The 26,464-nt window shown below is 38.1% G+C and carries 29 protein-coding genes; 3 read left to right on the top strand and 26 right to left on the bottom strand.

Annotated features, from left to right (window positions below; all coding sequences use genetic code 11):
• The first annotated feature begins 245 nt into the window (after positions 1 to 245).
• On the top strand, positions 246 to 1,175 hold the full coding sequence (locus tag SAE01_RS14470) for a Ca2+-dependent phosphoinositide-specific phospholipase C (protein WP_170234165.1): 930 nt from the start codon (positions 246 to 248) through the stop codon (positions 1,173 to 1,175).
• Between the two features lie 10 nt (positions 1,176 to 1,185).
• Here SAE01_RS14470 and SAE01_RS14475 read toward each other — a convergent pair whose 3' ends face one another.
• The 13 genes from SAE01_RS14475 to SAE01_RS14535 form a co-directional block, all read right to left on the bottom strand.
• Entirely contained in the window at positions 1,186 to 2,133 is a 948-nt protein-coding gene (locus tag SAE01_RS14475; protein ID WP_147204497.1) for a phosphatase PAP2 family protein, read from the bottom strand.
• Positions 2,133 to 2,753, bottom strand: a complete 621-nt coding sequence (locus SAE01_RS14480) for a sterol desaturase family protein (RefSeq protein ID WP_147204498.1) — start codon at positions 2,751 to 2,753, stop codon at positions 2,133 to 2,135. Before SAE01_RS14480 ends, SAE01_RS14475 begins: the two co-directional genes overlap by 1 nt.
• Positions 2,754 to 2,773: 20 nt before the next feature.
• Entirely contained in the window at positions 2,774 to 3,313 is a 540-nt protein-coding gene (locus SAE01_RS14485; RefSeq protein WP_147204499.1) for a DUF4833 domain-containing protein, read from the bottom strand.
• Positions 3,294 to 4,028, bottom strand: coding sequence for a CDP-alcohol phosphatidyltransferase family protein (locus SAE01_RS14490; protein WP_147204500.1), 735 nt, complete (start codon positions 4,026 to 4,028; stop codon positions 3,294 to 3,296). The genes SAE01_RS14485 and SAE01_RS14490 overlap by 20 nt, the downstream gene beginning before the upstream one ends.
• Before the next feature lie 5 nt (positions 4,029 to 4,033).
• A complete protein-coding gene (locus SAE01_RS14495; protein WP_147204501.1) occupies positions 4,034 to 6,580 on the bottom strand; it encodes a DUF5686 family protein in 2,547 nt (848 codons plus the stop codon).
• A gap of 7 nt (positions 6,581 to 6,587) precedes the next feature.
• Positions 6,588 to 6,965: a GtrA family protein gene (locus tag SAE01_RS14500; protein WP_147204502.1), complete on the bottom strand. Its 378-nt coding sequence runs from the start codon at positions 6,963 to 6,965 to the stop codon at positions 6,588 to 6,590.
• A gap of 453 nt (positions 6,966 to 7,418) precedes the next feature.
• A complete protein-coding gene (locus tag SAE01_RS14505) occupies positions 7,419 to 7,874 on the bottom strand; it encodes a phosphatidylglycerophosphatase A family protein (protein ID WP_147204503.1) in 456 nt (151 codons plus the stop codon).
• Between the two features lie 63 nt (positions 7,875 to 7,937).
• Entirely contained in the window at positions 7,938 to 8,924 is a 987-nt protein-coding gene (locus SAE01_RS14510; protein ID WP_147204504.1) for an NAD-dependent epimerase/dehydratase family protein, read from the bottom strand.
• Positions 8,921 to 10,045, bottom strand: a complete 1,125-nt coding sequence (locus SAE01_RS14515; protein WP_147204505.1) for a hypothetical protein — start codon at positions 10,043 to 10,045, stop codon at positions 8,921 to 8,923. The genes SAE01_RS14510 and SAE01_RS14515 overlap by 4 nt, the downstream gene beginning before the upstream one ends.
• On the bottom strand, positions 10,042 to 11,253 hold the full coding sequence (gene spt, locus SAE01_RS14520; protein WP_147204506.1) for a serine palmitoyltransferase: 1,212 nt from the start codon (positions 11,251 to 11,253) through the stop codon (positions 10,042 to 10,044). The genes SAE01_RS14515 and spt overlap by 4 nt, the downstream gene beginning before the upstream one ends.
• Before the next feature lie 189 nt (positions 11,254 to 11,442).
• Complete coding sequence (locus SAE01_RS14525) at positions 11,443 to 12,042, bottom strand: TetR/AcrR family transcriptional regulator (protein ID WP_147204507.1); 600 nt, start codon at positions 12,040 to 12,042, stop codon at positions 11,443 to 11,445.
• Positions 12,043 to 12,253: 211 nt separating this feature from the next.
• On the bottom strand, positions 12,254 to 12,481 hold the full coding sequence (locus SAE01_RS14530) for a DUF3820 family protein (protein ID WP_147204508.1): 228 nt from the start codon (positions 12,479 to 12,481) through the stop codon (positions 12,254 to 12,256).
• A gap of 60 nt (positions 12,482 to 12,541) precedes the next feature.
• Positions 12,542 to 12,961 carry an SRPBCC domain-containing protein gene (locus SAE01_RS14535; protein WP_218029162.1) on the bottom strand — a complete coding sequence of 140 codons (420 nt, stop codon included), beginning with the start codon at positions 12,959 to 12,961 and terminating at the stop codon, positions 12,542 to 12,544.
• A 126-nt stretch (positions 12,962 to 13,087) separates the two neighbouring features.
• Here SAE01_RS14535 and SAE01_RS14540 point away from each other — a divergent pair, with 126 nt between their 5' ends.
• Entirely contained in the window at positions 13,088 to 14,458 is a 1,371-nt protein-coding gene (locus SAE01_RS14540; protein ID WP_147204509.1) for an AGE family epimerase/isomerase, read from the top strand.
• 17 nt (positions 14,459 to 14,475) lie between these two features.
• Here the strand turns inward: SAE01_RS14540 and SAE01_RS14545 are convergent, their stop codons facing one another.
• The 4 genes from SAE01_RS14545 to SAE01_RS14560 form a co-directional block, all read right to left on the bottom strand.
• Complete coding sequence (locus SAE01_RS14545; protein ID WP_147204510.1) at positions 14,476 to 14,775, bottom strand: hypothetical protein; 300 nt, start codon at positions 14,773 to 14,775, stop codon at positions 14,476 to 14,478.
• Positions 14,776 to 14,870: 95 nt separating this feature from the next.
• Entirely contained in the window at positions 14,871 to 15,197 is a 327-nt protein-coding gene (locus SAE01_RS14550; RefSeq protein ID WP_147204511.1) for a DMT family transporter, read from the bottom strand.
• A gap of 147 nt (positions 15,198 to 15,344) precedes the next feature.
• A complete protein-coding gene (locus SAE01_RS14555) occupies positions 15,345 to 16,322 on the bottom strand; it encodes a YihY/virulence factor BrkB family protein (protein WP_147204512.1) in 978 nt (325 codons plus the stop codon).
• A gap of 146 nt (positions 16,323 to 16,468) precedes the next feature.
• Entirely contained in the window at positions 16,469 to 16,909 is a 441-nt protein-coding gene (locus SAE01_RS14560; protein WP_170234166.1) for a response regulator, read from the bottom strand.
• A 341-nt stretch (positions 16,910 to 17,250) separates the two neighbouring features.
• Here SAE01_RS14560 and SAE01_RS14565 point away from each other — a divergent pair, with 341 nt between their 5' ends.
• Positions 17,251 to 18,645: a hypothetical protein gene (locus SAE01_RS14565; protein WP_147204514.1), complete on the top strand. Its 1,395-nt coding sequence runs from the start codon at positions 17,251 to 17,253 to the stop codon at positions 18,643 to 18,645.
• Between the two features lie 17 nt (positions 18,646 to 18,662).
• On the opposite strand, the gene SAE01_RS14570 is transcribed toward SAE01_RS14565, so the two are convergent.
• The 9 genes from SAE01_RS14570 to SAE01_RS14610 all read right to left on the bottom strand — a co-directional run bounded on the left by SAE01_RS14570 (position 18,663) and on the right by SAE01_RS14610 (position 26,407).
• The gene (locus tag SAE01_RS14570) at positions 18,663 to 19,319 is read right to left on the bottom strand and encodes a 3-oxoacid CoA-transferase subunit B (protein WP_147204515.1); all 657 of its coding nucleotides are present in this window, start codon (positions 19,317 to 19,319) and stop codon (positions 18,663 to 18,665) included.
• 10 nt (positions 19,320 to 19,329) lie between these two features.
• Entirely contained in the window at positions 19,330 to 20,067 is a 738-nt protein-coding gene (locus tag SAE01_RS14575) for a hypothetical protein (protein WP_147204516.1), read from the bottom strand.
• A 6-nt stretch (positions 20,068 to 20,073) separates the two neighbouring features.
• Positions 20,074 to 20,778: a CoA transferase subunit A gene (locus tag SAE01_RS14580; RefSeq protein ID WP_147204517.1), complete on the bottom strand. Its 705-nt coding sequence runs from the start codon at positions 20,776 to 20,778 to the stop codon at positions 20,074 to 20,076.
• Between the two features lie 170 nt (positions 20,779 to 20,948).
• Positions 20,949 to 21,314 carry a DUF4296 domain-containing protein gene (locus SAE01_RS14585; protein WP_147204518.1) on the bottom strand — a complete coding sequence of 122 codons (366 nt, stop codon included), beginning with the start codon at positions 21,312 to 21,314 and terminating at the stop codon, positions 20,949 to 20,951.
• Positions 21,311 to 22,234, bottom strand: coding sequence for a type IX secretion system protein PorD (gene porD, locus SAE01_RS14590; RefSeq protein ID WP_147204519.1), 924 nt, complete (start codon positions 22,232 to 22,234; stop codon positions 21,311 to 21,313). The genes SAE01_RS14585 and porD overlap by 4 nt, the downstream gene beginning before the upstream one ends.
• Positions 22,221 to 23,423, bottom strand: a complete 1,203-nt coding sequence (coaBC, locus tag SAE01_RS14595; RefSeq protein ID WP_147204520.1) for a bifunctional phosphopantothenoylcysteine decarboxylase/phosphopantothenate--cysteine ligase CoaBC — start codon at positions 23,421 to 23,423, stop codon at positions 22,221 to 22,223. The genes porD and coaBC overlap by 14 nt, the downstream gene beginning before the upstream one ends.
• A 63-nt stretch (positions 23,424 to 23,486) precedes the next feature.
• The gene (locus tag SAE01_RS14600) at positions 23,487 to 23,828 is read right to left on the bottom strand and encodes a DNA-directed RNA polymerase subunit omega (RefSeq protein WP_147204521.1); all 342 of its coding nucleotides are present in this window, start codon (positions 23,826 to 23,828) and stop codon (positions 23,487 to 23,489) included.
• Positions 23,803 to 24,618: an outer membrane protein assembly factor BamD gene (locus SAE01_RS14605; protein ID WP_147204522.1), complete on the bottom strand. Its 816-nt coding sequence runs from the start codon at positions 24,616 to 24,618 to the stop codon at positions 23,803 to 23,805. Before SAE01_RS14605 ends, SAE01_RS14600 begins: the two co-directional genes overlap by 26 nt.
• 139 nt (positions 24,619 to 24,757) lie before the next feature.
• Positions 24,758 to 26,407 (bottom strand): OmpA family protein, encoded by a 1,650-nt coding sequence (locus SAE01_RS14610; RefSeq protein ID WP_147204523.1) that lies wholly within the window; start codon positions 26,405 to 26,407, stop codon positions 24,758 to 24,760.
• Positions 26,408 to 26,464: the final 57 nt, after the last annotated feature.

Genomic DNA, 26,464 nt, shown 5'->3' on the forward strand with positions numbered 1-26,464 from the left:
AGTTAGATTATCGCTTGGATTCCGTTAACTCCATACTTCCTTTTGCACCTGCTACTGAGCATTTAAGGAACATTAGCAATAAGACGTTTAACTGTATTTAAAAGCCGCGTTGTAAAAAATTGCCGGATCGTAAAAAATCCCGAATATTGAACAAGTTTAAGTTATTTAAAGACTATTTAAGGAAATATTAAATTCTGTTTTTCGTTTTAACCTTAGTTTTAATTCTCTCGTTCAAACCATATGAAGTGAATATATTCCTGGTAGGTTTTCTATTGATTGCTTTTATTTTTTGCGCACCTAAAAAGGTCAAAGCCGGCGATACGTTGTTGTACAACAATAAATATTCTGTTGCATGCCACAACTGTTATCAAAAAAAATATTCCTCCAGCCTTGAAGAAGCGTTGGCCTATACATCGACTTTAGAACTAGACATTTGGGATTCTCAATATTTCCTGGGTAAGAAAAAATGCTCGGGTACTGATTGGTTTGTAAAACACAGCCTTTTTCAGAAAGGCAATAAAAATTGTGCAGGTGGATCTCTTCGTAAATGCCTTATAGAGATAGAGCAATGGACAAGAAAAAATCCCGAGCATGAAGTGCTTACAATTTATATAGACAAAAAGGAAGATTGGGGAAGTAAAAAATCTGCTAGAAAACCGCAAGATTTAGATGACCTGATTTCCTCAATTTTTCCTGCAACAAGTATTTACTCGCCTAAAGAAGTTTTACAGGAAAATAAAAGCTTACGAAATTCAGTGCAAGGGTGTAACTGGCCATCTACAGAAGAGCTTAAAGGAAAAATTATTTTCGTAATAACTGACGCAACAATACTTACGAGAAAAAATAAACTGCTTGATAAGTACCTAAATAAACAACAAAATAACTCCCTGTGTTTTGTTGCTCCGCTCATCAAAAAGAAAAGCGAAATCATAAAGCCTAGAGGCTTATCTACCCAAAATATCTCTAACGTAATTTTCTATAATCTCGGCTACAAACACTCAGGACTGTCGTCTGCAATTAGTTCAAGCAACTATATTAACAGGGTTTATAATTCTCCTGAAACATTGGCAACAGTGAATGCGCTTGCAGACAGAAAAGTAAATTTTATTGCTCTTCACAACTACAAATTAGGAGGCTGTCAACCGATAGTCACAGAGGGAATAAAACAAAATTGAGGTAAGGAGGTTAGTCTTGCACAAACTTTTCGACAATCATTGATTGAAACCAACGGTTCGGTACTATGAACCTTTTAAAGGCAAAAATGCCAATAATAGCACAACTGATACCACCTAATACATCGAGAATATAATGGTGATTGCTATATACTGCGGCAAACCAAATACCGACAACCACTACGCCAAAGAAAATGTTGATGAGGCCAAGCCTGTTTTTAATTCCATAATACAATACGATTAGGTTATACGCTGAATGAAGTGAAGGCATGGCGGCAAACACGTTTGAGCTTTTAGCATACAATGCATTAAAAATACCTGCGTTAAAAAAGTCATCGAACCGGTGCAGGCCGGCAGTATTACCGGGAGTATGAGGATTGAAGTTAAATCCATAAAGCTGAACGTACCAGGGCGGAGCTGCAGGGTAAACATAATAACCAACAAAGCCAATGAGGTTGACTAACAAAAAGGTTAAGGCAAAATACATGAACTGTTCACGTCTTTTGGTAAAGAAAAGATACCCTGCAAATACCAATGGAACGGGAACCCAACACAGGTAAAAAACACCACTTAAAATATCAAGTACAGTGTAAGTATTGTGTTGCCAAAACTCGTTAGGAGTAAGAATTTGCCCATTTACATGAATACCAAATAATCTCTTTTCAGCATTGTAAAGACTCTGGATGTGAACTGTATTGTAGAGATAATTCGGAAACGCCTTCATATAATCGAAGATGATCCAGAATATCATAAATACAGAAAAGCCTGTTATAAACTTACGAGTTGAAAATGAGATGTAGTATAACAGGTTAAAAATTACAACCAGCACCAACTGTTCCGGTTTATATCCAATTAATACTTTCGATAAAAGGAGATACGATAAAGATATTATTGAAGTTAGAAGTATATCTTTTTTAGCAAATAACCCTGTATATGTTGCCACCTTGGCTGGTTGATACATTATTTCTTCTTTGGAAAATCGGAGTCTAAAATTTTGTCCCACAAAACAGAACTGACCCCGTAACCTTTGGTTGGGTCGTCGTAATGATGGAGCATGTGATGTTGCTTGATTTTTTTCCAAAAAGAACTTTTAAAATTTGCATGATGAATGGCGTAATGTGTCATATCATACACGAGATAACCCAGGATAAAGCCGGGGAAAAAAGCATATAAGTTCACATCCGACAGGAACAAGGAAAACAGAAAGTAAAAAAGTGCAGCCAATGGAATACTTACAGAGGGAACCATTACCAATCTTTTAGAATCCCTTGGATAATCGTGATGAACACCATGGAAAATAAAATGCAATCTTAATCCCCATTCTGATTTCGGTACAAAATGAAACAGGTAGCGATGCAGCACGTATTCAGTGGCGGTCCAAACAAAAATTCCTAAAATAAAAAACCCGATAAAAGCTGCTGGTGAAATGTTGTGTGAAATTGCTTTATAAATAAAAAAAACGATAGCAGGCCCAAAAATGAATAATGGCACTGAAAAATGAATTTTAGAAAGACCCTCCAAAAAATCATTTTTAAACATCCTCACAGACTCTCTTGAATTAGAGACATAATTCTTCTTCATATAAAAAAAGCTTAATAAACTTATATTTTCCTTCTCTCTATAACTTCCTTACCGCTTGATGGATCTACTCCCTTTATCTCAACATATTCAACATTCGGCGACCAAAAAGACCCTCCATTTATTTTTACAAAGATACGATTGATGATAGCTTGTTTTTGATTAATTGTTCCATACACGTTGTACTTGTTGTTTGCCCCCTTCATCAACAACATCGGGAATTTTTTATAAGAAACGAAATTCAGCTCGTACTTGTCTTTCGAAATTGGGGTACTTTTTATGCCGTATGCAAACTTCTTCTGTACAAAATTCAGCTCTTCTTTTTGGCCTTTATCCGTATATCTTATCCAATAAACATGTACCGGTTCCTCCATGTCAAGAACATTGTTATTGTAATTCAACTCACAAATAATGGTGTTTGTATTAGCTGTTCTTTGCAGGTAAAATAGTTGATTAGGACCAACGACTGGCACCGGAAACTTATCCTGTGCAATAACGGCGAGAGTAGTAAACCAACCCAGAAAAAAAAGAATAGCTCCCCTCTTATAAATCACCCTGTTCATTTTTAATTTTATCTTTTAAATCCAGTGCCTTCTTTGCAGCATATAGTCTCTTAAAAGCAGTAATGTTTGTAAGAACAGCCATTACAGTTATAGGCAACGTGAAAACAGTCATGGTCTCAAAAACGTGAAACGGTATTCCGGGAACATATAATTTGTAATTACCGCCAATAAAATGAGCAGTTAATCCGCAGGCTATTGCGGAAACGCCAATTAAAACAACACGCTCGGGGCGTTGCATTAGGCCACCTTTGTTTTGAATACCTAAGCCCTCACTTCTTGCACGCGTATAACTGACCATCATTGAACCGATAAGGGCTATAAATGCAAATAAAGAACTGATGAAATAATGATGCGCAACAAGATAATAACAAATACCTAAAAACATTATTAATTCGCTATATCTGTCCAGGACGGAGTCAAATAGTGCTCCGAAGGTGGAACTCATATTACCTAACCGGGCTACCTGGCCATCGAGCATGTCAAACAAACCGGCAAAAAGAACGAGCGCACCGGCCCAACCTACGTATCTTAAATCAGCACGGCCACCTTCTTCTGCGCCTGAGATAAAAATTACCGCCACCCCTATATTTAAAAGCAATCCTATCGTTGTGACAGCGTTGGGTGTAAGGCCTAGTTTTATTAACCGTCGAACCAAAGGGTCAATTATTGTATAAATCGTCTTTTGAAGTGTATCCCTTAACGCTTGTTTTGCCATATTTTCTAGAAATCGAATTTTACCCTTGTTCTAATTCCCCATTCTGTTACTTCCGGATGATCTAAGTACGTTAGCCTTTTTACAAAATCTATCCTCAAAAGCTTTAAAATATTAGAAACACCCACGCTAACTTCAATATAGGGTGATTTATTTAAACTGTATGTTGTCGGTAAGCCCGTTTGCTTGTCTACAGGAAATTTTATGGTTGATAAATTGAGGTCCGGATTATTTTCATCACGCACCCCACCATATAAAACTTTAGCAGAGGCAACCTCCCGCCACTTTAATTTTTTCAGCAAAGGTATTTTATTTAGGAAGAAACCATTAAAATGCTGATCAATGCTGAAAGCAGCGTAATGGTCACTTACAAATTCAAGGAAATTCATGAGATTGTAAGATTCCAATTGGTAAGAATAAGTTTGATTTGCACGGTGAACAGTCATTAACGGGTAAGGAACTTTTCCAAAAATGTTTCCGCCCTCAAGCTTGACGTCGGCGAACCCTAGTTGCGATAACATTAACCTTTTGTCTATCGTAAGATTTAAGTTTTGATAATTGTACTCACCCTTTACGAGACCCTTTATGCCCGTGATGAATCTGAATTTAAAAATTGGGTACTTATTGATAATGGGGATGCGAAATCTCTTTCCCTGGTAGAACTGTCGATGGGGCGCCCATGTAAACTCTGCGGACAGTTCAGTAGTAGTAAGGTTTGGAACATTAACAAGGCTAGATCCATCTGGCTTTAAATAAGATATTATACCGGCAGGTGTTTGTTTCCAATTTTTGAAACCAAGAGTATATCCAAAGTCTTTTCCAAATTCCCTTACATACTCAGTTTTAAAAATAGAGTTGTAAAGCCATCGATCATTATTACCACGCTTGAAAGACAACAAAAAATTATCCTCTACAACAAACTGCAGTTCCTGCCCGGGAATTTTGGTGTCTCTTTGATAACCGAGTTTAAGGTAATTGAGCGGATAAGCGTATATAGAGGAATGGTTAAATGAGTAAGCCACAGCGCCATAGTACTTCCACTTCTGATCTTTAAACCCGTAAGCCACGTAGTTTTCAAGGTATATATTCCGATTGAACCTGGGAGTAGTTCTTCCTCCTATCCTTGTTCGTAAACCTTCAACCGGGTTAAAGCTGTAAAACGAATTAACCGGTCCAACCTCGTACCCTCCAAAGCTTTTATATCCAGCCATTAGTAACGTAGCTACATCCATAAAAGTTTTGAAAGATTTCAAATGAGTCAGGCTATCAATGTTTGAATAAACTTTTACTTCAGCCTCAGACAAAGGAGGAGATCTATGTGCCTGCCAGAAAGTATCTGAAGCTGCATTTTGTGATCCTATCCTAACAACAGCATCACCTTTATAAATACTATCAGCCTGAGGTTGATTAATTGTAAAGCTTTTAAATGAAACTGTTCTTTCTCCCACAATGCCCGTTTTTGCCGACTCTGCTAAAGCAAACTCAACAATGGTATTACTCAAAGCAAGATGAAATCGTCCGTCCTGGCCTTTTTCAAAATCCTGGTTTACATGTAATTCTCTAACAAAGTTTAAGTTAGCGTGCTTGCTAATACTCATGACCAATTTTTGAACAGAATAATTCCCGTCAAGTGTAACAAAAAGAGTTCCTTTAAAAAGTAGGTCATTTAGGTTCCTGGGAGCAAAATTTAAACGTACTAATTCAACTCCATCTACCTCTGTAGTATCAGCAATATAAAATCTGTAGAAAGTAGGAGCCATATCAGCAATGGGACTAAGAAACTGATTAGACAACAACGAAATGTTGTTCTGGTAAACGTCAACGTCTTCATACATCCGCTCGAGGTATGAATTAATCCCTTTCACGTCGAGGTACTCACCGAAATTCACTTCCTTCTCGGCTATTATGTAGGTCGTCTTTTTTTCGGGATTTTTACGATAGTATTTCTGAGATGAAATTTCGTTTATATAAACAGGAAGCATTGCTCTTCCCTGTATTTTGGTGGTATCATTGTTTTGGAACACGAATTTAAAATTCTTGAGAAACTTGTTGTTCAATAACTTTTCAGGAGTCTTTGTAAGCAACACTTCCATTTTCTCATACTGCTCGTAAGACACGTAGTCGTAAGCTGAAATTCTATTTTTATCTTTATTATCAATTACCTGCCTTATCAGCTCAACTGCCGGGTTGTTCTTATTTGAGTACTTTCCTCTTTTATTTGTCTTTACCACCACATTGCTCTTTGCGTCTGACACCTCCAACAATATATCTATTACCTGTTCCTTGTTAGGTATAAGTGTTTTTGAGACTGTTTTGTATCCGACATAAGAAAACTGCACTACGGTTAGCCTGGTATTTTCTGTAGCAAGCATGTAGCTTCCGTCGCTTGAGCTGGTGACGCCCTTGCCTCCTTTGAAATAGATACTTACAGATTGTAGTGGCTGTTGAGATACTGCATCCCGTATTACACCGCGAACAATAGTTTGGGAATTGACCGATACGAAGGTGGTCATTAACAACAGGACTAAAATAATTTTGCTGAATATCTTTTTCATTATTCAATCAATTATTTTTGAAAACATACTTTTTCTGTAGCACATAGTTATAACAGAAACCTACGATCAGCGATACAAAAAGTTTTGCGAACACATAATGTACTTTTAGCAGTTTTGTCATAATGTACATACCGCCTGTATTTAATATGAGGTTGCCCGTCCAAACTATTCCGTACCTGAAAGCCTGCTGATGCACTTTCCTTTTTCTTGATTCAAAAACCCACGTTCTGCCGATAAAAAAATTAAGCACTCCACCGCAAACGGTTCCCGATGTGCTTGCAATAACTACATCGATCCGAAAGAGATTTACAAGAAAAATGGTGATTAGGTAATCAAAAAATGAAGCAATCGAAGAGGATATATTCGCCTTAAGAAAAGTAAGCATTTTTATAACAACGTTGCGCCTTCTGTCAAAAGCTTTTAAGAAATTACTTTTAGTTAAATACCAGCCTTTGTTTAAAAGGCGTCATAGTTGCGACGCTCCGTTTGCCTGTAGTACTATTGGCAGCTTTTTTAAAAAATTATACAGCTTCTTTTGGTTGCACACCTAAAAACCTTTTCCCACTTTATCTAAATAAGACAGCGTGTAAAATTTAAAAAAAAGATTAGCATTTCAAACAATACGTAAAGCTTTTTAAAACAAAACTAATGGCTTGTATTTTCATAAAGGCATGCAAAGGTTTTAAACGGTCTAATAACAGTCTTAAAGGTTTAATTGTTCTTTACTGCAAACAAGACTATTGATGCAAGCATCTGTTGCAAAAAATGAATAAACGGTACAAGAGTGCGACGCAACAAAAGTTAGAGATAGCAATTTCGCTGAATTCAGAAAAAACTATTAGAAAAGTTTAAAGTGTACTATTACCATCAATAAAATATGAGCGTACAAACCCGCTAATACATCGTCTGCCATAACGCCCCATCCTTTTGGAAGCAACTCCATTCTTTTTATAAGCAGGGGCTTAGCGATGTCAAAAAACCTAAAAAGTACCAGGCCGGTTAAAACATATTTAAGGGTAATTGGTAAAAAGATCAAAGTTATCATCATGCCTGCCACCTCGTCGATGACGACCTTGCTGCTGTCTTTACCCCAAATTCTATCCACTACGTTTCCAGACCAAACTCCTGCTACACATACTACTATTAACGAAAGAATTTGAACCAAGATTGTGAAGTCTTGGGTTGGTATCAACAGCCAGATAATACAAAGAGCAACTGCAGCAAGCGTTCCGCCACCTTTGCCTATATATCCCAGGCCGAAAAACGTGGCTACCAGTTTATGGATTTCAATCATACTATATAAAAAAAGCCTCACCTCTTTAAGGCAGGCTTTGTAAAATTTTCAAGCCTTTAAAATTTACAACCACGCATTCTGTTTGTACCATTCCAGTGTTTCTTTAAGCCCTCGTTGCAAGTTGTATGATGGACTATAACCTAAATTTTTCCTTGCCTTTTCTATATCGCAACACCAGTTTATTGCCGTCAGTTCGTTCAACTTTTCAAGATTTACTGCAGGCGTTTTTCCAAACATTCCAAACGCCTTTTCCAAAACCAGCGCAAAACCCTTTACGACGGGCAACGGCAGATGAACTTTAATCGTTTTTTTATTCAATACACTCTTCGTTATGTTGGCCATTTCGTAACGATTGTAGCAGTTGCCGTCTGTAATGTTGTATGCTCCATTTGCTTCATCTGAGGTAAACAAAGAATTGACTGATGCAGCAGCCAAATCTTTCACATACACAAAACTTAATTGCTGTGGTATGTGCCCGATGTAAGGTTCGAAGCCTTTACTAAACGTTTTTAGAATTATGAAAATGTCTTTATCCCGTGACCCGTAGACAGCAGTGGGTCGCAAAACGATTAGAGGGAGCTTCAAGCCTTTCAACTGCTTTTCAGCCAGTAGTTTGCTTTGGCCATAAGCGGTAACAGGACGCGGGTTTGTTTGCTCAGTTATTAACCTCTCTGTTTGATCCAGTGGACCTAAAGCAGCCAGGCTGCTGATAAAAACAATTTTCTTTAGGTGGGGATTGTTTGCAGATGCTTTAGCGAGATTGATAGTGTACAAAGCGTTAACAGTATTGTATTCTTCCTGGTTCTTTGCTTTGGTTGTACCGGCCGCATGAATGATAAAGTCATATTCTCTCTCCCTAAGTTCTTTTTCGAGACTTTCAGCAGAGGTAAAATTGAGATAGGTATAATTAATTTTATGGGAGGCTAGATGCTTAATATCACTTGTCTTTCTAACGGCTGCATATACATCTAGTCCTTTTGCAAGAGCAGCTTCAATTAGATGAAAACCAACAAAACCACTTGCACCAGTTATCAAGACCTTTTGCTTCATATTACTTTTTCGTAAACACGGTACTTCTTATAAACTTTACCGTTGATGTTCTGCATTGCCTTATTCATCATCTCGTTTGTTTCCAATATCCACGAAGCTTCACCGCCCTTTATTTTTTTCTCGCCGGCCTTTTTTATTATTTGCGCATAAAAGCAAGCTTCAATTCCCATTTTCCTGTATTCCTCAATTACTCCAAGTGTAATTATTCGTACGTAATCGACCTTTTTCAGTCCTAATAAAAGTTTGAAAATTCCCGTTGGAAATAATCTTCCTTTTTTTATTTTTTTCTGAATTTGATTAACGTCAGGTACAGCCAAAGCGAACCCAACCATTTTAGACCCATGCTCTGCCACCAGGCAGAAGTCAGGATCTAAAATCATCTTTAAATCCTTTGCCAGGTAATTAAACTCGTTTTCTGTTGCAGGTACAAATCCAAGATTACTGTCCCACGCTGAGTTATAAATTTCCCTGACTTTTGCTACCTCATTTTTGAAATCCTTTACATTAATCTTCCTGATGGTAATCCCTCGCTGTTCAAGTCTTTTCATTAGCGCTTCCTGCAACTTAACAGCACGTTCGCTAACTGTATTTGTCTGCAAATCGTACGCAAACAAATCAACCTGCTTGTGCAACCCGTTTTGCTCGTAAAGTTTGATGTAGTAAGGCTGGTTGTAGGTCATCATAGCCACAGGGGGCTTGTCGAAACCGTCAATTAAAACACCTACTGTTTCGTTTGTCGACGGATTAACAGGACCAATCATAGTAGCAACGCCCTTTTCCTTCAACCATTTCTCCGCTTCTTCAAATAATGCTTTGGCTATAGTATTATCATCGACACAATCGAAGAAACCAAAAAAGCCGTCGTTGGTCTTGTTGAATTTATTGTGGTTATTATTTAAAATTGCAGCAATTCTTCCCTTCACCTTTTTATTTTCATTTACAGCTAAAAAGCACTGGAGAGATGAGTGTTCGTGAAAGGGATGCTTACCCGGCGTTAAAATATCTCTTTGTGCAATGAAAAGTTCTGGAACATAGTTTGGATCATTTGCATAGAGATCATGAGGAAAATCAATAAAAGCAGCAAGCTGCTTTTTTGACGTTACCGGCTCAATTTTTATCATAATTCAAACTTTTGCTTCATTCTTGGTATTTCCAGATGAGCAGCAACTTTAGTTAATTTTTCTACGGCCTCTTCAATTTGAGAGAATGTATGTGTTGCCATCAGGGAAAAGCGAATGAGCGAAGCATCAGATGGAACAGCAGGAGAAACAACAGGATTTACAAATATTCCATCTTCCTGCAACATCTTCGTGAGCATAAAAGTTTTGTGATTATCTCTTACATATACAGGAATAATGGGGCTTTCAGTTGGTCCCAACTCAAACCCTTCCTCCAACAATAGTTGCTTCGCATAGCGGGTATTGGCCCACAGTTGCTCTATACGTTCTGGCTCACTCTGTATAATTTCTAATGCTGCTAAAACACTTGCTACTGAAGCCGGCGTCATACTAGCACTAAAAATTAAAGAACGTGCCTTGTGCTTCAAATAATCTATAATCACTTCATCACCAGCAACGAAACCACCAAGTGAAGCAAGTGACTTACTAAATGTGCCACCGATAAGATCTACTTTATCAGTTAACCCAAAATGCGATGCAGTGCCGGCACCAGCCTCGCCAATTACACCAAGGCTATGAGCATCGTCTACCATAATGTTTGCCCCGTACTTTTCTGCGATATCTACTATTTCAGGCAGTTTCACAAAGTCACCTTCCATACTAAATATGCCGTCTACTACAATCAGTTTTATAGCTTCGGACGGCAAAGCAGCTAACTTCTGTTCAAGATCACCCATATCGTTGTGGCGATACTTAATCGTTCTTGAAAAAGAAAGCCTGCACCCATCAATGATAGAAGCGTGGTCATACTCATCTAAAATTAGATAGTCTGTTCTTCCGGTGACGCAAGACAACACGCCAAGATTTACCTGGAAACCTGTACTAAAAAGGAGCGCGGATTCTTTATTTACATATTTAGCCAACTTCTGCTCAAGTTCAATATGTATATCTAAAGTGCCGTTTAAAAAACGTGAACCGGCACAACCTGTTCCATATTTGTCGATGGCTTTTTTTGCGGCTTCTTCTATTTTCGGATGATTGGTTAAACCCAAATATGAGTTCGAACCAAACATTAGTACCCTTTTACCGTTAAGTACTACCTCAGTATCCTGCCCACATTGTATCACTCTAAAATAGGGGTAGATACCTTGTTGTTTAATTAAAGCAGCATCTTTAAACTGCTCTATCTTCTTATGTAGTTTTTTCTGCATTATCCAATATTTAAGAAGCCTTGCACATTTTTCTATTAAAGTATATTATCAGCCATAGTTTACCAATTTCATTTAAAGGATGAAAGATTGTTGTCTTTCATAAAGCAAGTGTATGAAACTTAAAAATAATGATTATAAGTGTTTTTTTAACCTTTTCAAACTTTAAGTTATTTTCACTCTATCCACACTTTATCCTTTAATTCCATCAACCATTATATCTACAAGTACGTCGGGTCCGTTCTCACAATTACGTACAAACCTTGATGCAGACAGCGGCAATTCAATACCCCTAAATGCTGCTACAAGTGTAAATGAGAATAGCTCTATATCTCTTTCTGCCAACTTTTTAAATTCTCCCGTTTGCACACCAACTTTAAGAATTTCTCTTATCAAATCAATTTGCGTTTCATCGTGTTTTTGTTTCAGTTTTAAAACCACTCCAATATGATTAAAAATATCTTCGTACACTACTGAACTTAGATTATGAAACTTTTCCATCACCCTCGCGCGCGTTCTCGAATACGCTTTCAGTTTATCTTTTGCCGTTATAGCCATATTAACAGCTTGCCGTGTCAGTCGTAAAAGGTTCTTTAATTCTTCTTCAACAACGGCCTCAAAGATTTCTGTTTTTCCCTGGAAATAATAATACAAACTACTCTTTCCTTTACCGAGAGAGTTCGCAATATCTTCCATTGTCGTTTTCTTCAAACCATGTTGTGCAAACAAAGTTTTGGCAGTGGAAAGTATTTCCCTGACCATAAACTCATCTTTTGCAACCTGTTCCAGCATTTTCGACTATTTGATAAAAACGGTCCAAAAGTAGAATGAAAAACTTAATTAAAAAATAATTTCGAAAAGGTGTTATGATAAGCGACAGACAGGTGAAACAACGCCTAGGAACTAAGATTGTTTTACTTATGTATTGTTTAAACTTAGCTTTAACTACTTAGGCTTTGCAGGCGGATTAAAGTCGACATTGTCTTTTTGAAGTGAGAACGGGCTACCTTTTCTTCAATGGCTCTAATAAATACTCCAAACCATTTATTTTAATTTCATACATCGTCGCTAACAGGACTCCCAACTTGCCTTTCGGAAATCCTTTTCGTTGAAACCATTCCAAGTATGAGACCGGTAATAGATATATGAATATATCTTTGTATTTACCGAAAGGCATCTTCATCGTTAGTAATTGCAGAAGTATTTCAGGATTCGTTTGGGGTTCTTCCATTACAGTGTCTAATATTGTAAGAGCAGGATTCGCTCACTTGTTCTTTGTATAGAAGTGTCTTTATTCTTCGTCATAAAATTCCAGCAACGAACCAAAATAAACCTCATCCCAACCTTCTACAATATCTTCAAATTCACTGTCCGGAATATTTGTATGCCTTAATTCAACAGATGTTCCACTTTTATGTGGATGCAGTTTTATAGTTACGATAGACTCCTCTTCCTGGTCTCCAAAGTACCATTCCTGCACAATTTTTTTCCCGTCTTCAAACTCTATATTTCGTCCAGCAATACTATCGTTCCATAAAGAAAACTCAGAACCTGGAACAGTTGACATATCGGCCTTTTGCCCGGTCCACAATTGTATTGTAGCTGGATTGGTAAGCGCGATATAGATCTCTGCCGGCTGAGCGGGAATGATGTAATATTTCGTAAAGTCTTTCATTGTATTTGTAAAAAGATGATCGCCCGTAACGATCATTATAGTCCCGGCAATATTACTACTATTTCACTTTTGTGGCGTCGCACTCTTGTATGCTTTAGCATCCTGCAACTTTTTTAGCCTAAATTTTATTACCGTATTTTTATGACAAACGCCATTTAAAGTATGATTAAAACCGCTTTTGCAATCTTATTGCTATTTACTTCAGCTTTATCTGCGCAACAAAAAAAAACAAACATCTCTTCCCCTGAACGGCTGAAGATAGCAGCTGAAATGGATAAGTCAATAAGAACCGAACTGCTAAACAAATGGTATCCGCAATCCGAAGACAGCCTTTATGGTGGTTTCATCACCTCATATACCTACGATTTTAAGCCAACTGGCAACCAGGACAAAATGATTGTTACCCAGGCTCGTCATACCTGGACTAATGCAAAGGCAGCGGAATTTTATCCCAGTGTTCCTTTTTATAAAGCAGGCGCTAAGCATGGGTTTAAATTTTTAAGAGACGTCATGTGGGATAAGACATATGGCGGGTTCTATAACTTAGTCGATCGGCAGGGAAACGATAAAAGCGATAAGCGAAAGCCAAAAGAAGCCTATGGCAATTCATTCGGCATTTATGCACTCGCTGCTTACTACAAGATGTCGCATGATACCGGTGCCCTCAATCTTGTAAAAAAAGCCTTTCTGTGGATGGAACAGCATAGTCATGATCCGATCTACAAAGGTTATTACCAGCATTTGCAAAGAGACGGAACACCGGTGGTGAGAGATAATACGGTGCCTTCAACTTCAGACTTAGGTTATAAAGATCAAAACACTTCAATTCATTTGCTGGAAGCTTTTACTGAATTATATAGCGTTTGGCCAGACAAGTTGGTGAGGGAGCGGTTGCAAGAAATGCTTTTACTTGTAAGGGATGTAATAACTACTAATAGAGGGAATCTCGTTCTCTTCTTTCAGCCCGACTGGACACCGGTTTCCTTTAGAGACTCTTCTGAAACGTCCATTTTAAGGCATCGAAATCTTGATCATGTATCGTTTGGGCACGACGTGGAAACAGCTTTTTTAATGCTAGAGGCATCGCATGCCTTGGGCTGGAAGAATGATCAAAGTACGATGACAGTTGCTAAAAGAATGGTAGACCACGCCTTAAGAAATGGCTGGGACAGCAATGTAGGTGGCTTTTACGATGAAGGCTATTACTTTAAAGACCAACAAAACATAAAAATTATATTAGACACAAAAAACTGGTGGGCACAAGCAGAAGGATTAAATACGTTGCTACTGATGTCAGACCAATTTCCAAATGACCCAATGCATTATTTCGACAAATTCAAAAAGCTTTGGCAATACACTCAAACCTACCTGATAGATCACAAGTATGGGGACTGGTACGAGGCTGGTCTCGATAAACAGCCTGAAAAACAAACTGCTTTAAAGGGTCACATATGGAAAGCTACCTATCACCATTACAGGTCACTATCGAATTGTATAAAGCGGCTGAAAGGACACGGAGAAAAATTTGATTGAAAGCAGTAAACGCTCTGCTATTTTTTTGAAGTCCGATTAAACGTAAAGACTTTTTTAAAAGCTCCGAAAGCCACTGTCTTCTTCTCGCTGGTAAACTTGTACTTGATACGCTTCAAGAAAATCCAGTCGTCTATCTCTACCAACTTGCTTGTTAAGTCCATAAATTGTTCATAGTAAACCGGCCTTTCGGTAGTTGGAGTTAGTGGACCCCATACCGATTTTACAGCCTCTATTATGCAAGTCTTGTCGTCGGGTTTAGATGAATACGCAGCAAAAAGTGTAAAAATTATTAGTAGTAAAACGATAATTTTTTTCATTCAAGTGTTTGAACAAATATCAACCATTCTTAGTCTAGCGGGAAATTTTTGTTGAAGCGGTTTCTTACTTTGGATGGATTTCAAAGAGATTTCAATTATTCCGAAACATATCTAAGACCGATAATAGAAGCGACTAAAGTGGAGATAAAAAATAAACGCCAAAATTCTGCCGGCTCTTTAAAGAATATAATTCCGACAATGACAGTCCCCACTGCACCAATTCCTGTCCAAACTGCATAAGCAGTTCCGATAGGAAGCGTTTGAGTTGCTTTATACAATAAGAACATACTTATAGATAAGCTTATAAAAAACCCGACAATCCACATAGTTGCGGTTGTTCCTGTAGATTCTTTAGCCTTTCCAAGGCAAGTTGCAAATGCTGTTTCAAAAAGCCCCCCAAGAATTAATAGTACCCACGGCATCTGCACGATTATTTATGTTTGGATTTTTTATTGAGGTCACGAATAGTGAAAGGTAAACAAAGATTTGTCGTACAAGTGAGTGACACAACGATGTTGAGAAAAGTAAAAAAGACCACTAAAACATTAAAACCTTACGGCCAAGTATCACTACTTCTTTTCCGGTACTTTCGGTACTGTCTTTACATCTGTTGCCTCAGCCTTTTGAACGGACTGACCACCTGTTTCAACTTCTACTACTTTAGTTGTAACGGCGTAATGATTTGGATGTATTTCTGATCCAAATTTGATAGCATATGCCTTTGTAAATTCTGCCCCAAAATATAGGATGATAGAGGAATAATAGATCCAGAGCAATAAAACAACCATAGAGCCAGCGGTACCATATGTAGTACCAATGTCGCTTTTGCTGATATAAAATGAGATTGCAAACTTGCCAAGCATAAACAACAATGAAGTTGCAATAGCGCCGGCTATAACATCCTTCCATTTAATTTTAGCGTCAGGTAAAACTTTAAATATCACCCCAAAAATCAAGGTAGTGACTGCAAGAGTGATAGCTACGTTTACAATATAAAATACCACAACCGTAACATCAGGGAAATGACTTCGCAGCCGTTCGCTAAAACCGTCAATAATAGCAGTAATTCCTAATGATACCAGTAACAAAAATCCGAGACTTACAATTACAGAAAACGAAAGAAAACGATTTTGTAACATCTTAAGCCACCCTCTTTTCGGTTTAGGCTTTAGCCCCCAGATTCCATTAATAGAATCTTGAATTTCTGCAAACACAGTAGTTGCCCCAACAATAAGAGTAATAGCCCCGATAATAGCAGCTATCTTACTTTTACCTGCAAGGGAGGCGTTTTTAATTATTTCCTGTAACTGGCCGGCAGTATCGGCACCAACAAAACCTGTAAGCGTGTTATATATTTTCCCTTCAACAGCTTCGCGCCCCAGGAAAAGACCGCACAAAGAGATGATAACAACCAACAAAGGACCCATTGAAAAAATGGTGTAATACGCAAGTGAACCACTAAGTTTGGTCACTTTATCGTCTCCAAAACCAGTAAATGCGTTTTTTAATACTTCGAATAATCCCTTAGCAGTGATTTTTTTCCTCATAATCGCTCTTTGCAGCATTACTGCAAAAAAGCTACCATACAAATATTAAAAGGAAATCATCTATCAAAAAGCTGGCTTTTCCAAAAAAAGTAATTGCGACCTACAAAGCTTTAAACCTTGAAACTATACAGGAAGGAGAATTATTGTCAGTTAAATTCTCTTGTGATATTCTTTTTAATATCATCTGAACAATGCTCGATAAACTTGCGCGCGATAATATCCATTTGAGTAAAATCAATAGGCTTTGTTAGAAAACCGGCGTTGTATTTTTCAGCGAAATCCTTGTCGCGCTTTTGTGAAGATGTGGTAAATAAGATAGAGGGAATGTCTTCGAACCGCTTCATTTGCCTGATTTTTACCAAGGCCTCTTTGCCATCCATTCTTGGCATGTTAATGTCAAGTATAATCAAACAAGGTGCGGGATCATCTGAGGAGAGATTTTTTAGAAAAGACAGTGCTTCCAAACCATCCTCGACTGTTACTAGTTTAACATTTTGTGAGTATTCTGAAAATGCATCTCGTACAAGTTGAATATCATCTATATCATCATCTGCATACAAAACAATGTTTTTTGCTGATGTGTCCATTGTCATTTTACGAAGTTTAGGGGGATACAAAAATATATAAACATTTCGGTTGTTTATATTTTAAACGCGAAAAGGATTAAGAATTCAACAGCGACTTAATTTTTTATTATCTCTTTCATCTGCAAATCGTTACAGCTATAGGTACTCACCAAAACATTTCAGTCGGCTGAATACTTCGGCCAACTGCGTAAATATGAAAATCACCTATTGTAGCCTTTGGTTTATTACAGTTGTCTATTGAGAATAAATGAAAACTACTTCGCTAAAATTTAGTTTTCTACAGGTATTTGTATATTTTTCTACGCCACTACTAATATTTATTTTCAAACCCAACTCGTACTATGCTTGTAATAATCAGTGACATACATCTTACCGACGGAAGTTCCGGGGAAGTAATTAGCGACTCTGCATTTCGTTTATTTAGAAACAGGATAAGCGATATGGCTTACGATGCTTCATGGAGATGTGATGAAAACAACCAGGAATATTATAAGCCTGTTGAGCAGATGGACATCATATTACTGGGAGACATTCTGGATATGATAAGATCCGAGCAATGGAACGAAGCTTTAGACACACTAATGCCATGGACAAAAGAAAGACAAGATGACTTCTTCGAAAACATCGAAAAAATAGCTTCCGGAATTTTAGATTTCAATGCCTCTTCTTTCAGCATACTAAAAGGCATTGCTGAAGGCGATTTATTAATTCCGAAAGAGATGAGGCGTGCGAATGAAGAGGAAAAAGCAACAAGAAAGATAAAGTATAAAGCAAGTGAAGAAAAGGTGTCTATAAAGGTAAATATCTATTACATGATTGGTAACCACGATTGGTTCTTTTATATAAAGGATAAGCGGATCAATAAAATTCGTAACAGGGTAATCGATGAATTAGGTCTAGCAAACGAAAAGGACCAACCTTTCCCTTACGCTTATAATGACAGCAAAGTGATACAGGAAATACAAGAGGCGCACAAGGTTTTTGCTGAGCATGGCGATCGGTTTGATAAAACCAATTATCAAACACCCCATCGCGATGCGTCTTCGGTAGGAGACGTCGTCGTCATTAAGATGCTTAATGAAATTCCTAAGAAAATAGAAGAATGTATTAGAAGGAGTCCTAAAAGCGCGGGCACTGAAGAGGAGATAAAGACCTTTATTAAACAGATTCGTGAAATTGACAATTTACGCCCTTACAGCCTCGCACCTGCCTGGATAACACAGGTATTAAAAGAGACAAAACTTGACAGCGAAGTAGTTAACAAAGCAATAAGTGACGCACTCGAGTTGGTGATAGAGGGCTTCAGACACAACGAAATAATCTCAGAAAATCATTGGTTAAGTTTCAAGATGAAACTGGCAGAAATAGTTGCCGACATTTTTAGTATCGAAACATTAGGTAACGTAATAAGTCATTTAGGCTTCAACAAAGATCAATTCGAATCCTATAAGCAATATGCCATAGACATTTCGAAAGACGAAGAAAAAGACTTCTTTGTTATGGGCCATACTCATTATGCTGAAGTTGTTCCAATGAACTCTTACATAGATAGCAGTAAAGAAAAAAGAAGTAAAATTTATTTGAATACCGGTACGTGGAGATCTGTACACTTCCAGGGACATGCTGACAAGAATAGCTTTATCAGCTACAAGACTATGTCGATTGCAGGATTTTTTCTACCTGATGAACGTAAAGGAAGGTCCTTTGAATTTTGGACCGGTTACCTGGCTTTATAAACCGTACTTTAGAAATATTATAAACTCATTTCAGGAACGTGATCAGGAACGATCAACGTTCCTTTTGTTTTAACAACTATCTCATCAACAGATACCCCTGGCGCTCTTTCAAGTAATACAAATCCTTCTGCGGTCACATTCATCACAGCCAGCTCAGTTACAATCTTTTTTACACAATTAACCCCTGTGAGAGGAAGTGTGCACTTGGGTAACAACTTACTTTCACCTTTAGGATTGGTATGCTGCATAGCAACAATGATATTCTTTGCACTGGCGACCAGGTCCATTGCCCCACCCATTCCTTTTACCATCTTACCAGGAATTTTCCAATTGGCGATGTCACCTGTTTCACTTACTTCCATAGCACCCAATACAGTTAAGTCAACTTTTCCTGCCCTGATCATTCCAAAGCTCTCTGCGCTGTCAAAAAAAGCTCCGCCCGGTATAACTGTTACCGTTTCCTTTCCTGCGTTAATAAGATCAGCATCGATTTCTTCTTCAACCGGGTACGGCCCCATTCCTAAAATTCCATTCTCACTTTGAAATATTACAGTCATCCCTGCCGGTATATAATTGCTCACAAGTGTAGGAATGCCTATGCCGAGATTTACGTACATCCCGTCCCGCAACTCTTGTGCTATTCGCCGGGCAATGCCAAATTTATCTAAACTCACGTTTGCTGATTTAATAGTGTAAGAAGGTGTGCTTTTCCACTAAAGCTGTGTGCTGCCTTTCTAGTTCAACTGCCATAACTGGGTTAACTGAAGCTATTGTTTCCACATCATGTTGCACCAGTTCAGCTATGCGATGGAGACCCTTAGCGTTTAGGCCGCTTTCGAGGTAAGCATTTTCATCGCCGGTTTCCCGGTCACTTTCAATATCTTCTGCATCGTCCAGCAAAAGCAATGCACTGATAAGTGCAAACCATTGCTGCCCGATAGCTTCAAATAATGAAGAGGAAAACTCAAGCATGGACAAAGACAATAAAAAGACATCGCCTCTGTGCAAAGATTTAAATGGAGTAACTAGTTTACCCAACAAGCTGCCTTGCCTACCATTCAAATATTCTTTCACATCAGTAAGCCATGCAGTATTTACTGAGACTTTTTCTACGAGATCGTTGCATTGTTCAATTGCTTCTTGAGCTGATATCTTTTTAATCTCCTCAAGTGCACTAATATGGCCTATTCTTTCCATTGTACCAATGAACTTTTCTGAAAACAACTTCTCCTTGTCAATCCCTAGTTTGAACAATAAATCAACAATAAGTGGAATAAACAAATAACCCGGGGCTGGTCGTAGATAAAGGAGTTTCTCATGCCAATACAAGTTGTCGACAGGAGGTTCTCTATCAACAAAAAACCGCGCTATTGTCTCGTCAATCCCGTACTTTGATACCAGGTACTTTGTAGATATAAACATTTGATCTTACTGTTGATTAGTTAATCGAACCGTCCTCCGCTCTATCCGTTTTTCATAATCTACTCCCTCGAAAATACGGTGCACATAAATTCCCGCAACATGTATTTCATCGGGATCCAATTCTCCAGGTGTAACCAAATGCTCTACCTCCGCTATTGTAATGTTTCCCGCTTTTGCCATTGATGTAGAAAAATTGCGGGTAGTTTTTCTAAACACAAGGTTGCCTAATGTATCCCCCTTCCAGGCTTTTACCATTGCAAAGTCAGCAGGCAAAGCATGCTCCATTAAATGCATTTTTCCATTAAACTCCCTACACTCTTTACCTTCAGCTATTTCGGTTCCATACCCTGCAGGCGTAAAGAAAGCTGGTATTCCCATTGCCGCCATTTGAATGCGTGTAGCCAAGGTTCCCTGTGGAATCAATTCTACCTCGAGCTCTCCGCTTAAAAGTTGTCTTTCGAATTCTGCATTTTCTCCAACATAACTACTCATCATTTTCTTAATCTGCCTTGTTTGCAGAAGCCTGCCAAGACCAAAATTATCAATGCCGGCGTTATTCGAAATGCATGTCAACTCTTTTACATTCTTATTTACGAGTGCTGTTATACAATTTTCCGGTATTCCACATAAGCCAAATCCTCCTAACATTATTGTATTCCCATCAAGCACGTCATCAATTGCCGCTTCAGCATTTTTAACTACTTTATTCATACATACAATTTATACTGAAAAACTAAAAAGGGAACATTTTTGTTCCCAGCAGTAACTCTCCTCCCAACTCCTGTTGCGTCGCACACTTGTACATTTTCTCTTTATTGAAGCCGTGCCCTAAAAGGTTGAAAGCTTACCGTCGGCTAGTAGTTTGAAAATGCTGTCGTTTTCTATTTGGCAGTCTTTTCCGGTTTAGGTTTGGCTTCTTCTATCTTTTGCCGATTCATCTTTTCATATAAAGAATCATATAAACCTTTCTGAACATCAGGATGCTGCTGATAGTATTTATAGCTCTGATAGAACTCTTTCCTCGATGTTTGGTTTACCTTGAAAACCTGCTCATATAAAATACTCCGCTTCTTTTTTATGTCAACCGTCGAGTCTTTAATTACAAAATTATTTACAAACTCATCTATGCGAATAAGATCATAGACTACTTTCTGCATTCTTTCGGGAGGAAGTATATTCTTAGGGACAGGGCTTGAAGCGCAACCGATAGAAATGATCAAAAGAGAAACTATTACCAGATTTCTCATTTTAGTTCCTGTTGATACTTTGAAGCATTTGCTACATCCAGTTTTTGTAAAGCTTCTATCGCCCTTACCTTATCTTGTGAGGTTGCTTTCTTAAAAATCTGAATAAGCTCCTGCGATTTTCCAATCATAAAAAACTGTACAATCATCGAGTTTGGATTTTCCTGGTTAAGGGTTTGCAGTTGGGCTAATGAGTTAAGTATTTTAGTTCTGCCTTCCACCTGGTTATCGTACATAAAATCCAGCCCCTGGCGGTAGTAACTATAAATGACGTCGTGAACAAGGTTAAATCTTGTGTTTAATAAATTCTCTGCAAGCCAGTACCTGTTTCTTGAACCATCAAAAGCCTTCCAGCCGCTGATGTTTCTGTTTTCGGGTGCGTTGTTAACTATATTCTGCGCTTTTTGAAAATATAAATCCCCTCCTTTCGGTCCAAATGAATCGTAATCGAGCCCCAGAATAATATTGACATAATAAGCAAAGGTGGCTGTGAGGTTGCTTGCCAAAGCATCTGAACCCTGCACACGATTTTCGTTAAACTCCACCGGCTGATATTCGACATATCTAAAAGTCACATCCGCATCTTGAAAATTGATAAGAGCAGTGGAGTAGGAAGAATTATAAACAGGTCGAGCAGCCTGTATGGTAAGACTCGCTTTATAAACGTTTGTCTCAACGACACTTTCAATATTTAATAAAAAGCTGCACTCGATTCGCTCTTGCGGTTGAACAACTTCCGAAGTCCATTTACGATTGTTTATGAAATTTGTCAGTTGAGACTGAAGCGTTTGAAATATTTTTTTGTCTACTGTATTCGGTACACGGCTAGCTATAACGGTTACTTTTGCCTGTAGTTCCTGTCCATAGTTTGTAACATGCAAGACAGCTATAAACAGCAACATCAAAAAACTATGCTTTTTCATTTAGCTTTTTTATAATTAAGTCTACAATATCGTTGGCCACCAATTTTTTGCTTTTGGGTTCGAAATCAAATGCCTGTCCTTCCCTATCAAAAATAGTTACTTTGTTAGTATCTTTTCCGAAACCGGCAGAGGTGTCTTTTAAGCTATTTAATACAATTAAATCTGCGTTTTTAGACGATAGTTTTTTCAAAGCATTCTCCTGCTCGTTCTCTGTCTCCAGCGCAAAGCCTACAAGAAACTGCTTGTTGCTTTTAAGAGCACCCATCGATTTGAGAATGTCTTTCGTCTTAGTCAACTTGAGAGTTAACAGTTCGTGGCTTTTTTTAATCTTCTCCCCCGCCACAGTTGTTGGTGCATAATCTGCCACAGCCGCCGCCATCACTGCTACATGGGATGTTGGGAAGAGCGCTTCAACTTGCGTATACATCTCTAGTGCAGAGGTAACCCTTTTAAGTTCTATACCGTTATAAGCAACCTCAACATTTACAGGTCCACAAACCAACTGAACGTCTGCACCCCTTTCATAAAACGCTTCTGCAAGGGCTATTCCCATTTTACCACTGGAATGATTTCCAACAAATCTAACCGGGTCAATAGCTTCGTATGTTGGTCCGGCAGTAACAACAACTTTTTTACCTTTTAAAATGTCACCCCTAAAAAATTTCTCGTATAAATACTTTACAATATCCTCTGGTTCGGCCATTCTTCCCTCGCCATATAACCCGCTTGCCAGTTCACCTTTTCCGACAGAGATAACAGCGTTTCCAAAACCTTCCAAAGTTTTAATATTACTCTTTGTAGCGGGATGGTGCCACATATCTTCATCCATAGCAGGAGCGACAATTACGGGGCATGTAGCAGAAAGATATGCAGCGAGTAATAAGTTATCACAAATCCCATTTGCCATCTTTGATAAAGTGTTACAACTAACAGGTGCTATTAGCATAACATCTGCCCAACGTCCCAGCATAACATGATTTGACCATGTATCCTCATCCGCCATCTCATGTAGAACTTTATTCCTGCTTAGGGTAGCCAGGGTTAAAGATGAAACAAAGTCTTTTGCGGCAGGTGTTATAATAACTTTTACCTCAGCACCCGCAATAACCAACAGCCGAACAATCAACACAGATTTATATGCAGCAATACTGCCTGTTATTCCCAGAAGTATTTTTTTTCCCTGTAGCATACTTGCTGTAATAAAAAACGACAGTTCAATAACTGCCGTTTTTCACTAAAATCATTAACTATATTAACTAAATAGATCAGTGTCGCTCTTACGATAATAAATCTTGTTATCCATGAATTCGTGTGTTGCAAGAATAGCAGGATTTGGCATTTTTTCGTACGCTCTCGAAATTTCGATTTGTTCTTTATTCTCGTGAATTTCCTCCAAACTATCCGTATGCGTTGCAAATTCTTCAAGTTTATTGTGCAATTCTTCCTTTAAGGCTATGTTTATCTGGTTAGCTCTTTTTGATATTATGGCGATAGACTCATATAAATTACCTGTCCTTCCTTTAATATCTACCAGGCTTTTTGTCTCAACAACACTTGCTGTATTTGTACTAAGCTGCCTTCTTAGTTTGCTCATTTTTTGAATTTATATTATTTAAAGATTGTGTTTTGTAATAGTCCACAGTTTTTGCAAGCTTACTTTCAGGAAATCTATCAACGAAATCCGTACATTCAGCTACTACTTTATCGTACCTCTCAGCTTGCCTTTCTTCAACACTGTTGTTAGCATAAAGATAATAAGATTTTATTACCATTAGTTTATATTCATCACCCTTTCCGGTGTCGGGATAATTGTCAATTAAAGCGCTAAAGGCTATCGCCGCGGCTTTGTAAAAACCAAGATTGTAATATAGCTCTGCACTTTTAAAGTCCTTTACCTCAAGTTTAGCTCTTGCTTCGTCTATTATAGAAGTTGCTTCAGGAATGCGGGCAGAAAGAGGATGTGTGTTGATAAAAGCCTGCATTTGTCCCATCGCTTTTGTAGTATTAGTTTGATCTAACTCAGGCTTGGGAGATTGCTTGTAGTAACAATAAGCGCGCATGAAATCGGCCTCTTCAGCTTTAGGGCTATTGGGAAAAGTCTCAACAAAAGTTTTAAACAAATTTTCAGATGTAGTGTAATCTTTTAAATAGTAGGCTGAGTAAGCGTACTTATAATAAAGATCCTCAAAACGTGCAGTTCCCTTGAAAACTGGGAAAAGGTCTTCAAATAAAATTTGGGCATTACTATACTTCTTTTGAGCATAGTAATTTTCAGCCATCTTCAATTTATATTCATTGTCCGTGCTCTTCAGCGTCTTTGATAACTTATTAGAACATGAGGCAAAAACGATCGTAAAAAGTAATAAGTAACTAAATTTAACCATAAGAATTATACAATATTACAACGAAAACAAGCAAATTAGCTAAGCGGAGATTTAAAGCAATAAAAGGTCTAGTTAATAATTCTATAATAAAAAGCACCCCTTATTTGAGGTGCTTTCTATTATGAAAAGGAATAGTGTTCTATTTAAGCTTCTGAAGGTTTGGATGCGGTGCAGGAACTGTATTAGGACCTTCCTCAGTAGTTCCCATTAGATCTACTGTGTTGGGATCGCCCTCTGTTCCGTATTCAAAAATAATCCGAGTGTTTGATATTCCCTGTCTTTCAACGAGGTAACGAATGATTGCACTTACTCTATCCCAACTTAACTGCTGTGCAGCTTTGTTTGAAGCACCATGACCCGAAACTTTAACCTTACAAGTAGGGTTAGCTTTCAATTGACTAGCTACACCATTTAGGATTGATTGCGCTTCTCTTGTTAGTTTAACGCTACTTCCATTAAACTGCACGCTAGGAAGATCCGTAATTTTACAATCGCTTGGACCACCGCCTGTTTTAATGATTTCCCTAAGTTCTTTACAGCATTCTGGCTCAGGACAATTACCTACACCATCCTCATCAACGGGAAAACAGTTTTGAAGAGTAAGCAGTTCTTTATCCCTGTAGTCCGGCACTCCGTCACCGTCAGTATCTTTAGAAACACCGTGCGTATCAACAGGCGCACCAGGAGGAGTATTGGGTTCAAGGTCAAACTGATCCGTTACCCCGTCACCATCAGCGTCATCCAATTTTACTTTAGGAAGCTTCATGTGCTTCGGGTTATTCAACTCGCTATATGCAAACTCTAGAGGGTTCATCCACCACAATGGTGGAATACGTCTTTTAGAGTTACCCAGATTTTGATTAACACTTAATGAAAGGAAGCCTATATTATCCCACTCTGATGTGAAAACAGGATTAACTAAATCTCCACTTTGACGAAACCATCCGTCAACATAGTCGTCCCGAGTCATGATGCGTTTATACTCCAGTCCCAAAGAAGTTTTCTTCGCAATTCTATATTCAGCACCAAATCCTGCACTGAATGAATGCCGTAGATTGTAGTTACCTAAAGAAGGTCTTCTATCATTTGTTAATGCCACAGTTTCATAACTACCATCAAGCATAGCTCTTAGCTGATCTCTGATTTCAGTTCTTGGTGCTGAGGAATTAATTGTTTGAAAAGGATATGGAGCTCCATTTGCATCAACGACGTCCATTTTGGTTTCATAGGCGAAAGCAGTGTAACCAGCTAGTAGATAAGTATTCCATCTGCCTTGCCTGTTATGGAACATAATATTGTTTAGAGATACTAATGCTTCTAACGAAGGAACAATTGCCGTTGTATGGAAATTGTGAATATAGCCTCCTGTTTGTGTAAGGTAATTTTGCTGCACAAATGGGTGGTTGTTGAAATTTCTATTCCTTTGATAATCCAATCCCTGCATGTTGTAATAAGCAAGAGATGCTTTTATTGATACAACATAACCCATAGCCTTTCTGATAGAAATACCTCCACCCCATGCATAGCTGCTTAATTCGGAGCCTGCACCTTTAAAAGCCATTGGGCAGTCGCCATCCACATAGGGCAGCCCCACAAACACCCCTAACTGCCACATGTCTCTCGGCTTAGCAGGAAAACTGCTGTTATTATTTAAAAAATCAGATTGCTGTGCAAGATTTCTGGGAGCAATATAGGAGGTATCAAGATAATTGTGGGTTCCTCCCAATTGAGAAAACGAGTGGAAGGTTAAAAAAAATAAAGCAGTTAGTAATGTAAATACTTTTCTCATAAACTTAAAAAGGTTGGTAATTTTTAGTTTTTTTTCGCTCGTAAAGTGTTGTGTATA

Origin of the sequence: Segetibacter aerophilus, from assembly GCF_007991655.1 — a bacterium.
GTDB lineage: Bacteria > Bacteroidota > Bacteroidia > Chitinophagales > Chitinophagaceae > Segetibacter > Segetibacter aerophilus.

Excerpts from the sequence above, each read along its gene's own strand:
- SAE01_RS14475 (WP_147204497.1), bottom strand. The coding sequence starts at position 2,133 with ATGTATCAACCAGCCAAGGTGGCAACATATACAGGGTTATTTGCTAAA.
- SAE01_RS14480 (WP_147204498.1), bottom strand. The coding sequence starts at position 2,753 with ATGAAGAAGAATTATGTCTCTAATTCAAGAGAGTCTGTGAGGATGTTT.
- SAE01_RS14485 (WP_147204499.1), bottom strand. The coding sequence starts at position 3,313 with ATGAACAGGGTGATTTATAAGAGGGGAGCTATTCTTTTTTTTCTGGGT.
- SAE01_RS14490 (WP_147204500.1), bottom strand. The coding sequence starts at position 4,028 with ATGGCAAAACAAGCGTTAAGGGATACACTTCAAAAGACGATTTATACA.
- SAE01_RS14495 (WP_147204501.1), bottom strand. The coding sequence starts at position 6,580 with ATGAAAAAGATATTCAGCAAAATTATTTTAGTCCTGTTGTTAATGACC.
- SAE01_RS14500 (WP_147204502.1), bottom strand. The coding sequence starts at position 6,965 with ATGCTTACTTTTCTTAAGGCGAATATATCCTCTTCGATTGCTTCATTT.
- SAE01_RS14505 (WP_147204503.1), bottom strand. The coding sequence starts at position 7,874 with ATGATTGAAATCCATAAACTGGTAGCCACGTTTTTCGGCCTGGGATAT.
- SAE01_RS14510 (WP_147204504.1), bottom strand. The coding sequence starts at position 8,924 with ATGAAGCAAAAGGTCTTGATAACTGGTGCAAGTGGTTTTGTTGGTTTT.
- SAE01_RS14515 (WP_147204505.1), bottom strand. The coding sequence starts at position 10,045 with ATGATAAAAATTGAGCCGGTAACGTCAAAAAAGCAGCTTGCTGCTTTT.
- spt (WP_147204506.1), bottom strand. The coding sequence starts at position 11,253 with ATGCAGAAAAAACTACATAAGAAGATAGAGCAGTTTAAAGATGCTGCT.
- SAE01_RS14525 (WP_147204507.1), bottom strand. The coding sequence starts at position 12,042 with ATGCTGGAACAGGTTGCAAAAGATGAGTTTATGGTCAGGGAAATACTT.
- SAE01_RS14530 (WP_147204508.1), bottom strand. The coding sequence starts at position 12,481 with ATGGAAGAACCCCAAACGAATCCTGAAATACTTCTGCAATTACTAACG.
- SAE01_RS14535 (WP_218029162.1), bottom strand. The coding sequence starts at position 12,961 with ATGATCGTTACGGGCGATCATCTTTTTACAAATACAATGAAAGACTTT.
- SAE01_RS14540 (WP_147204509.1), top strand. The coding sequence starts at position 13,088 with ATGATTAAAACCGCTTTTGCAATCTTATTGCTATTTACTTCAGCTTTA.
- SAE01_RS14545 (WP_147204510.1), bottom strand. The coding sequence starts at position 14,775 with ATGAAAAAAATTATCGTTTTACTACTAATAATTTTTACACTTTTTGCT.
- SAE01_RS14550 (WP_147204511.1), bottom strand. The coding sequence starts at position 15,197 with ATGCCGTGGGTACTATTAATTCTTGGGGGGCTTTTTGAAACAGCATTT.
- SAE01_RS14555 (WP_147204512.1), bottom strand. The coding sequence starts at position 16,322 with ATGAGGAAAAAAATCACTGCTAAGGGATTATTCGAAGTATTAAAAAAC.
- SAE01_RS14560 (WP_170234166.1), bottom strand. The coding sequence starts at position 16,909 with ATGGACACATCAGCAAAAAACATTGTTTTGTATGCAGATGATGATATA.
- SAE01_RS14565 (WP_147204514.1), top strand. The coding sequence starts at position 17,251 with ATGCTTGTAATAATCAGTGACATACATCTTACCGACGGAAGTTCCGGG.
- SAE01_RS14575 (WP_147204516.1), bottom strand. The coding sequence starts at position 20,067 with ATGTTTATATCTACAAAGTACCTGGTATCAAAGTACGGGATTGACGAG.
- SAE01_RS14580 (WP_147204517.1), bottom strand. The coding sequence starts at position 20,778 with ATGAATAAAGTAGTTAAAAATGCTGAAGCGGCAATTGATGACGTGCTT.
- SAE01_RS14585 (WP_147204518.1), bottom strand. The coding sequence starts at position 21,314 with ATGAGAAATCTGGTAATAGTTTCTCTTTTGATCATTTCTATCGGTTGC.
- porD (WP_147204519.1), bottom strand. The coding sequence starts at position 22,234 with ATGAAAAAGCATAGTTTTTTGATGTTGCTGTTTATAGCTGTCTTGCAT.
- coaBC (WP_147204520.1), bottom strand. The coding sequence starts at position 23,423 with ATGCTACAGGGAAAAAAAATACTTCTGGGAATAACAGGCAGTATTGCT.
- SAE01_RS14600 (WP_147204521.1), bottom strand. The coding sequence starts at position 23,828 with ATGAGCAAACTAAGAAGGCAGCTTAGTACAAATACAGCAAGTGTTGTT.
- SAE01_RS14605 (WP_147204522.1), bottom strand. The coding sequence starts at position 24,618 with ATGGTTAAATTTAGTTACTTATTACTTTTTACGATCGTTTTTGCCTCA.
- SAE01_RS14610 (WP_147204523.1), bottom strand. The coding sequence starts at position 26,407 with ATGAGAAAAGTATTTACATTACTAACTGCTTTATTTTTTTTAACCTTC.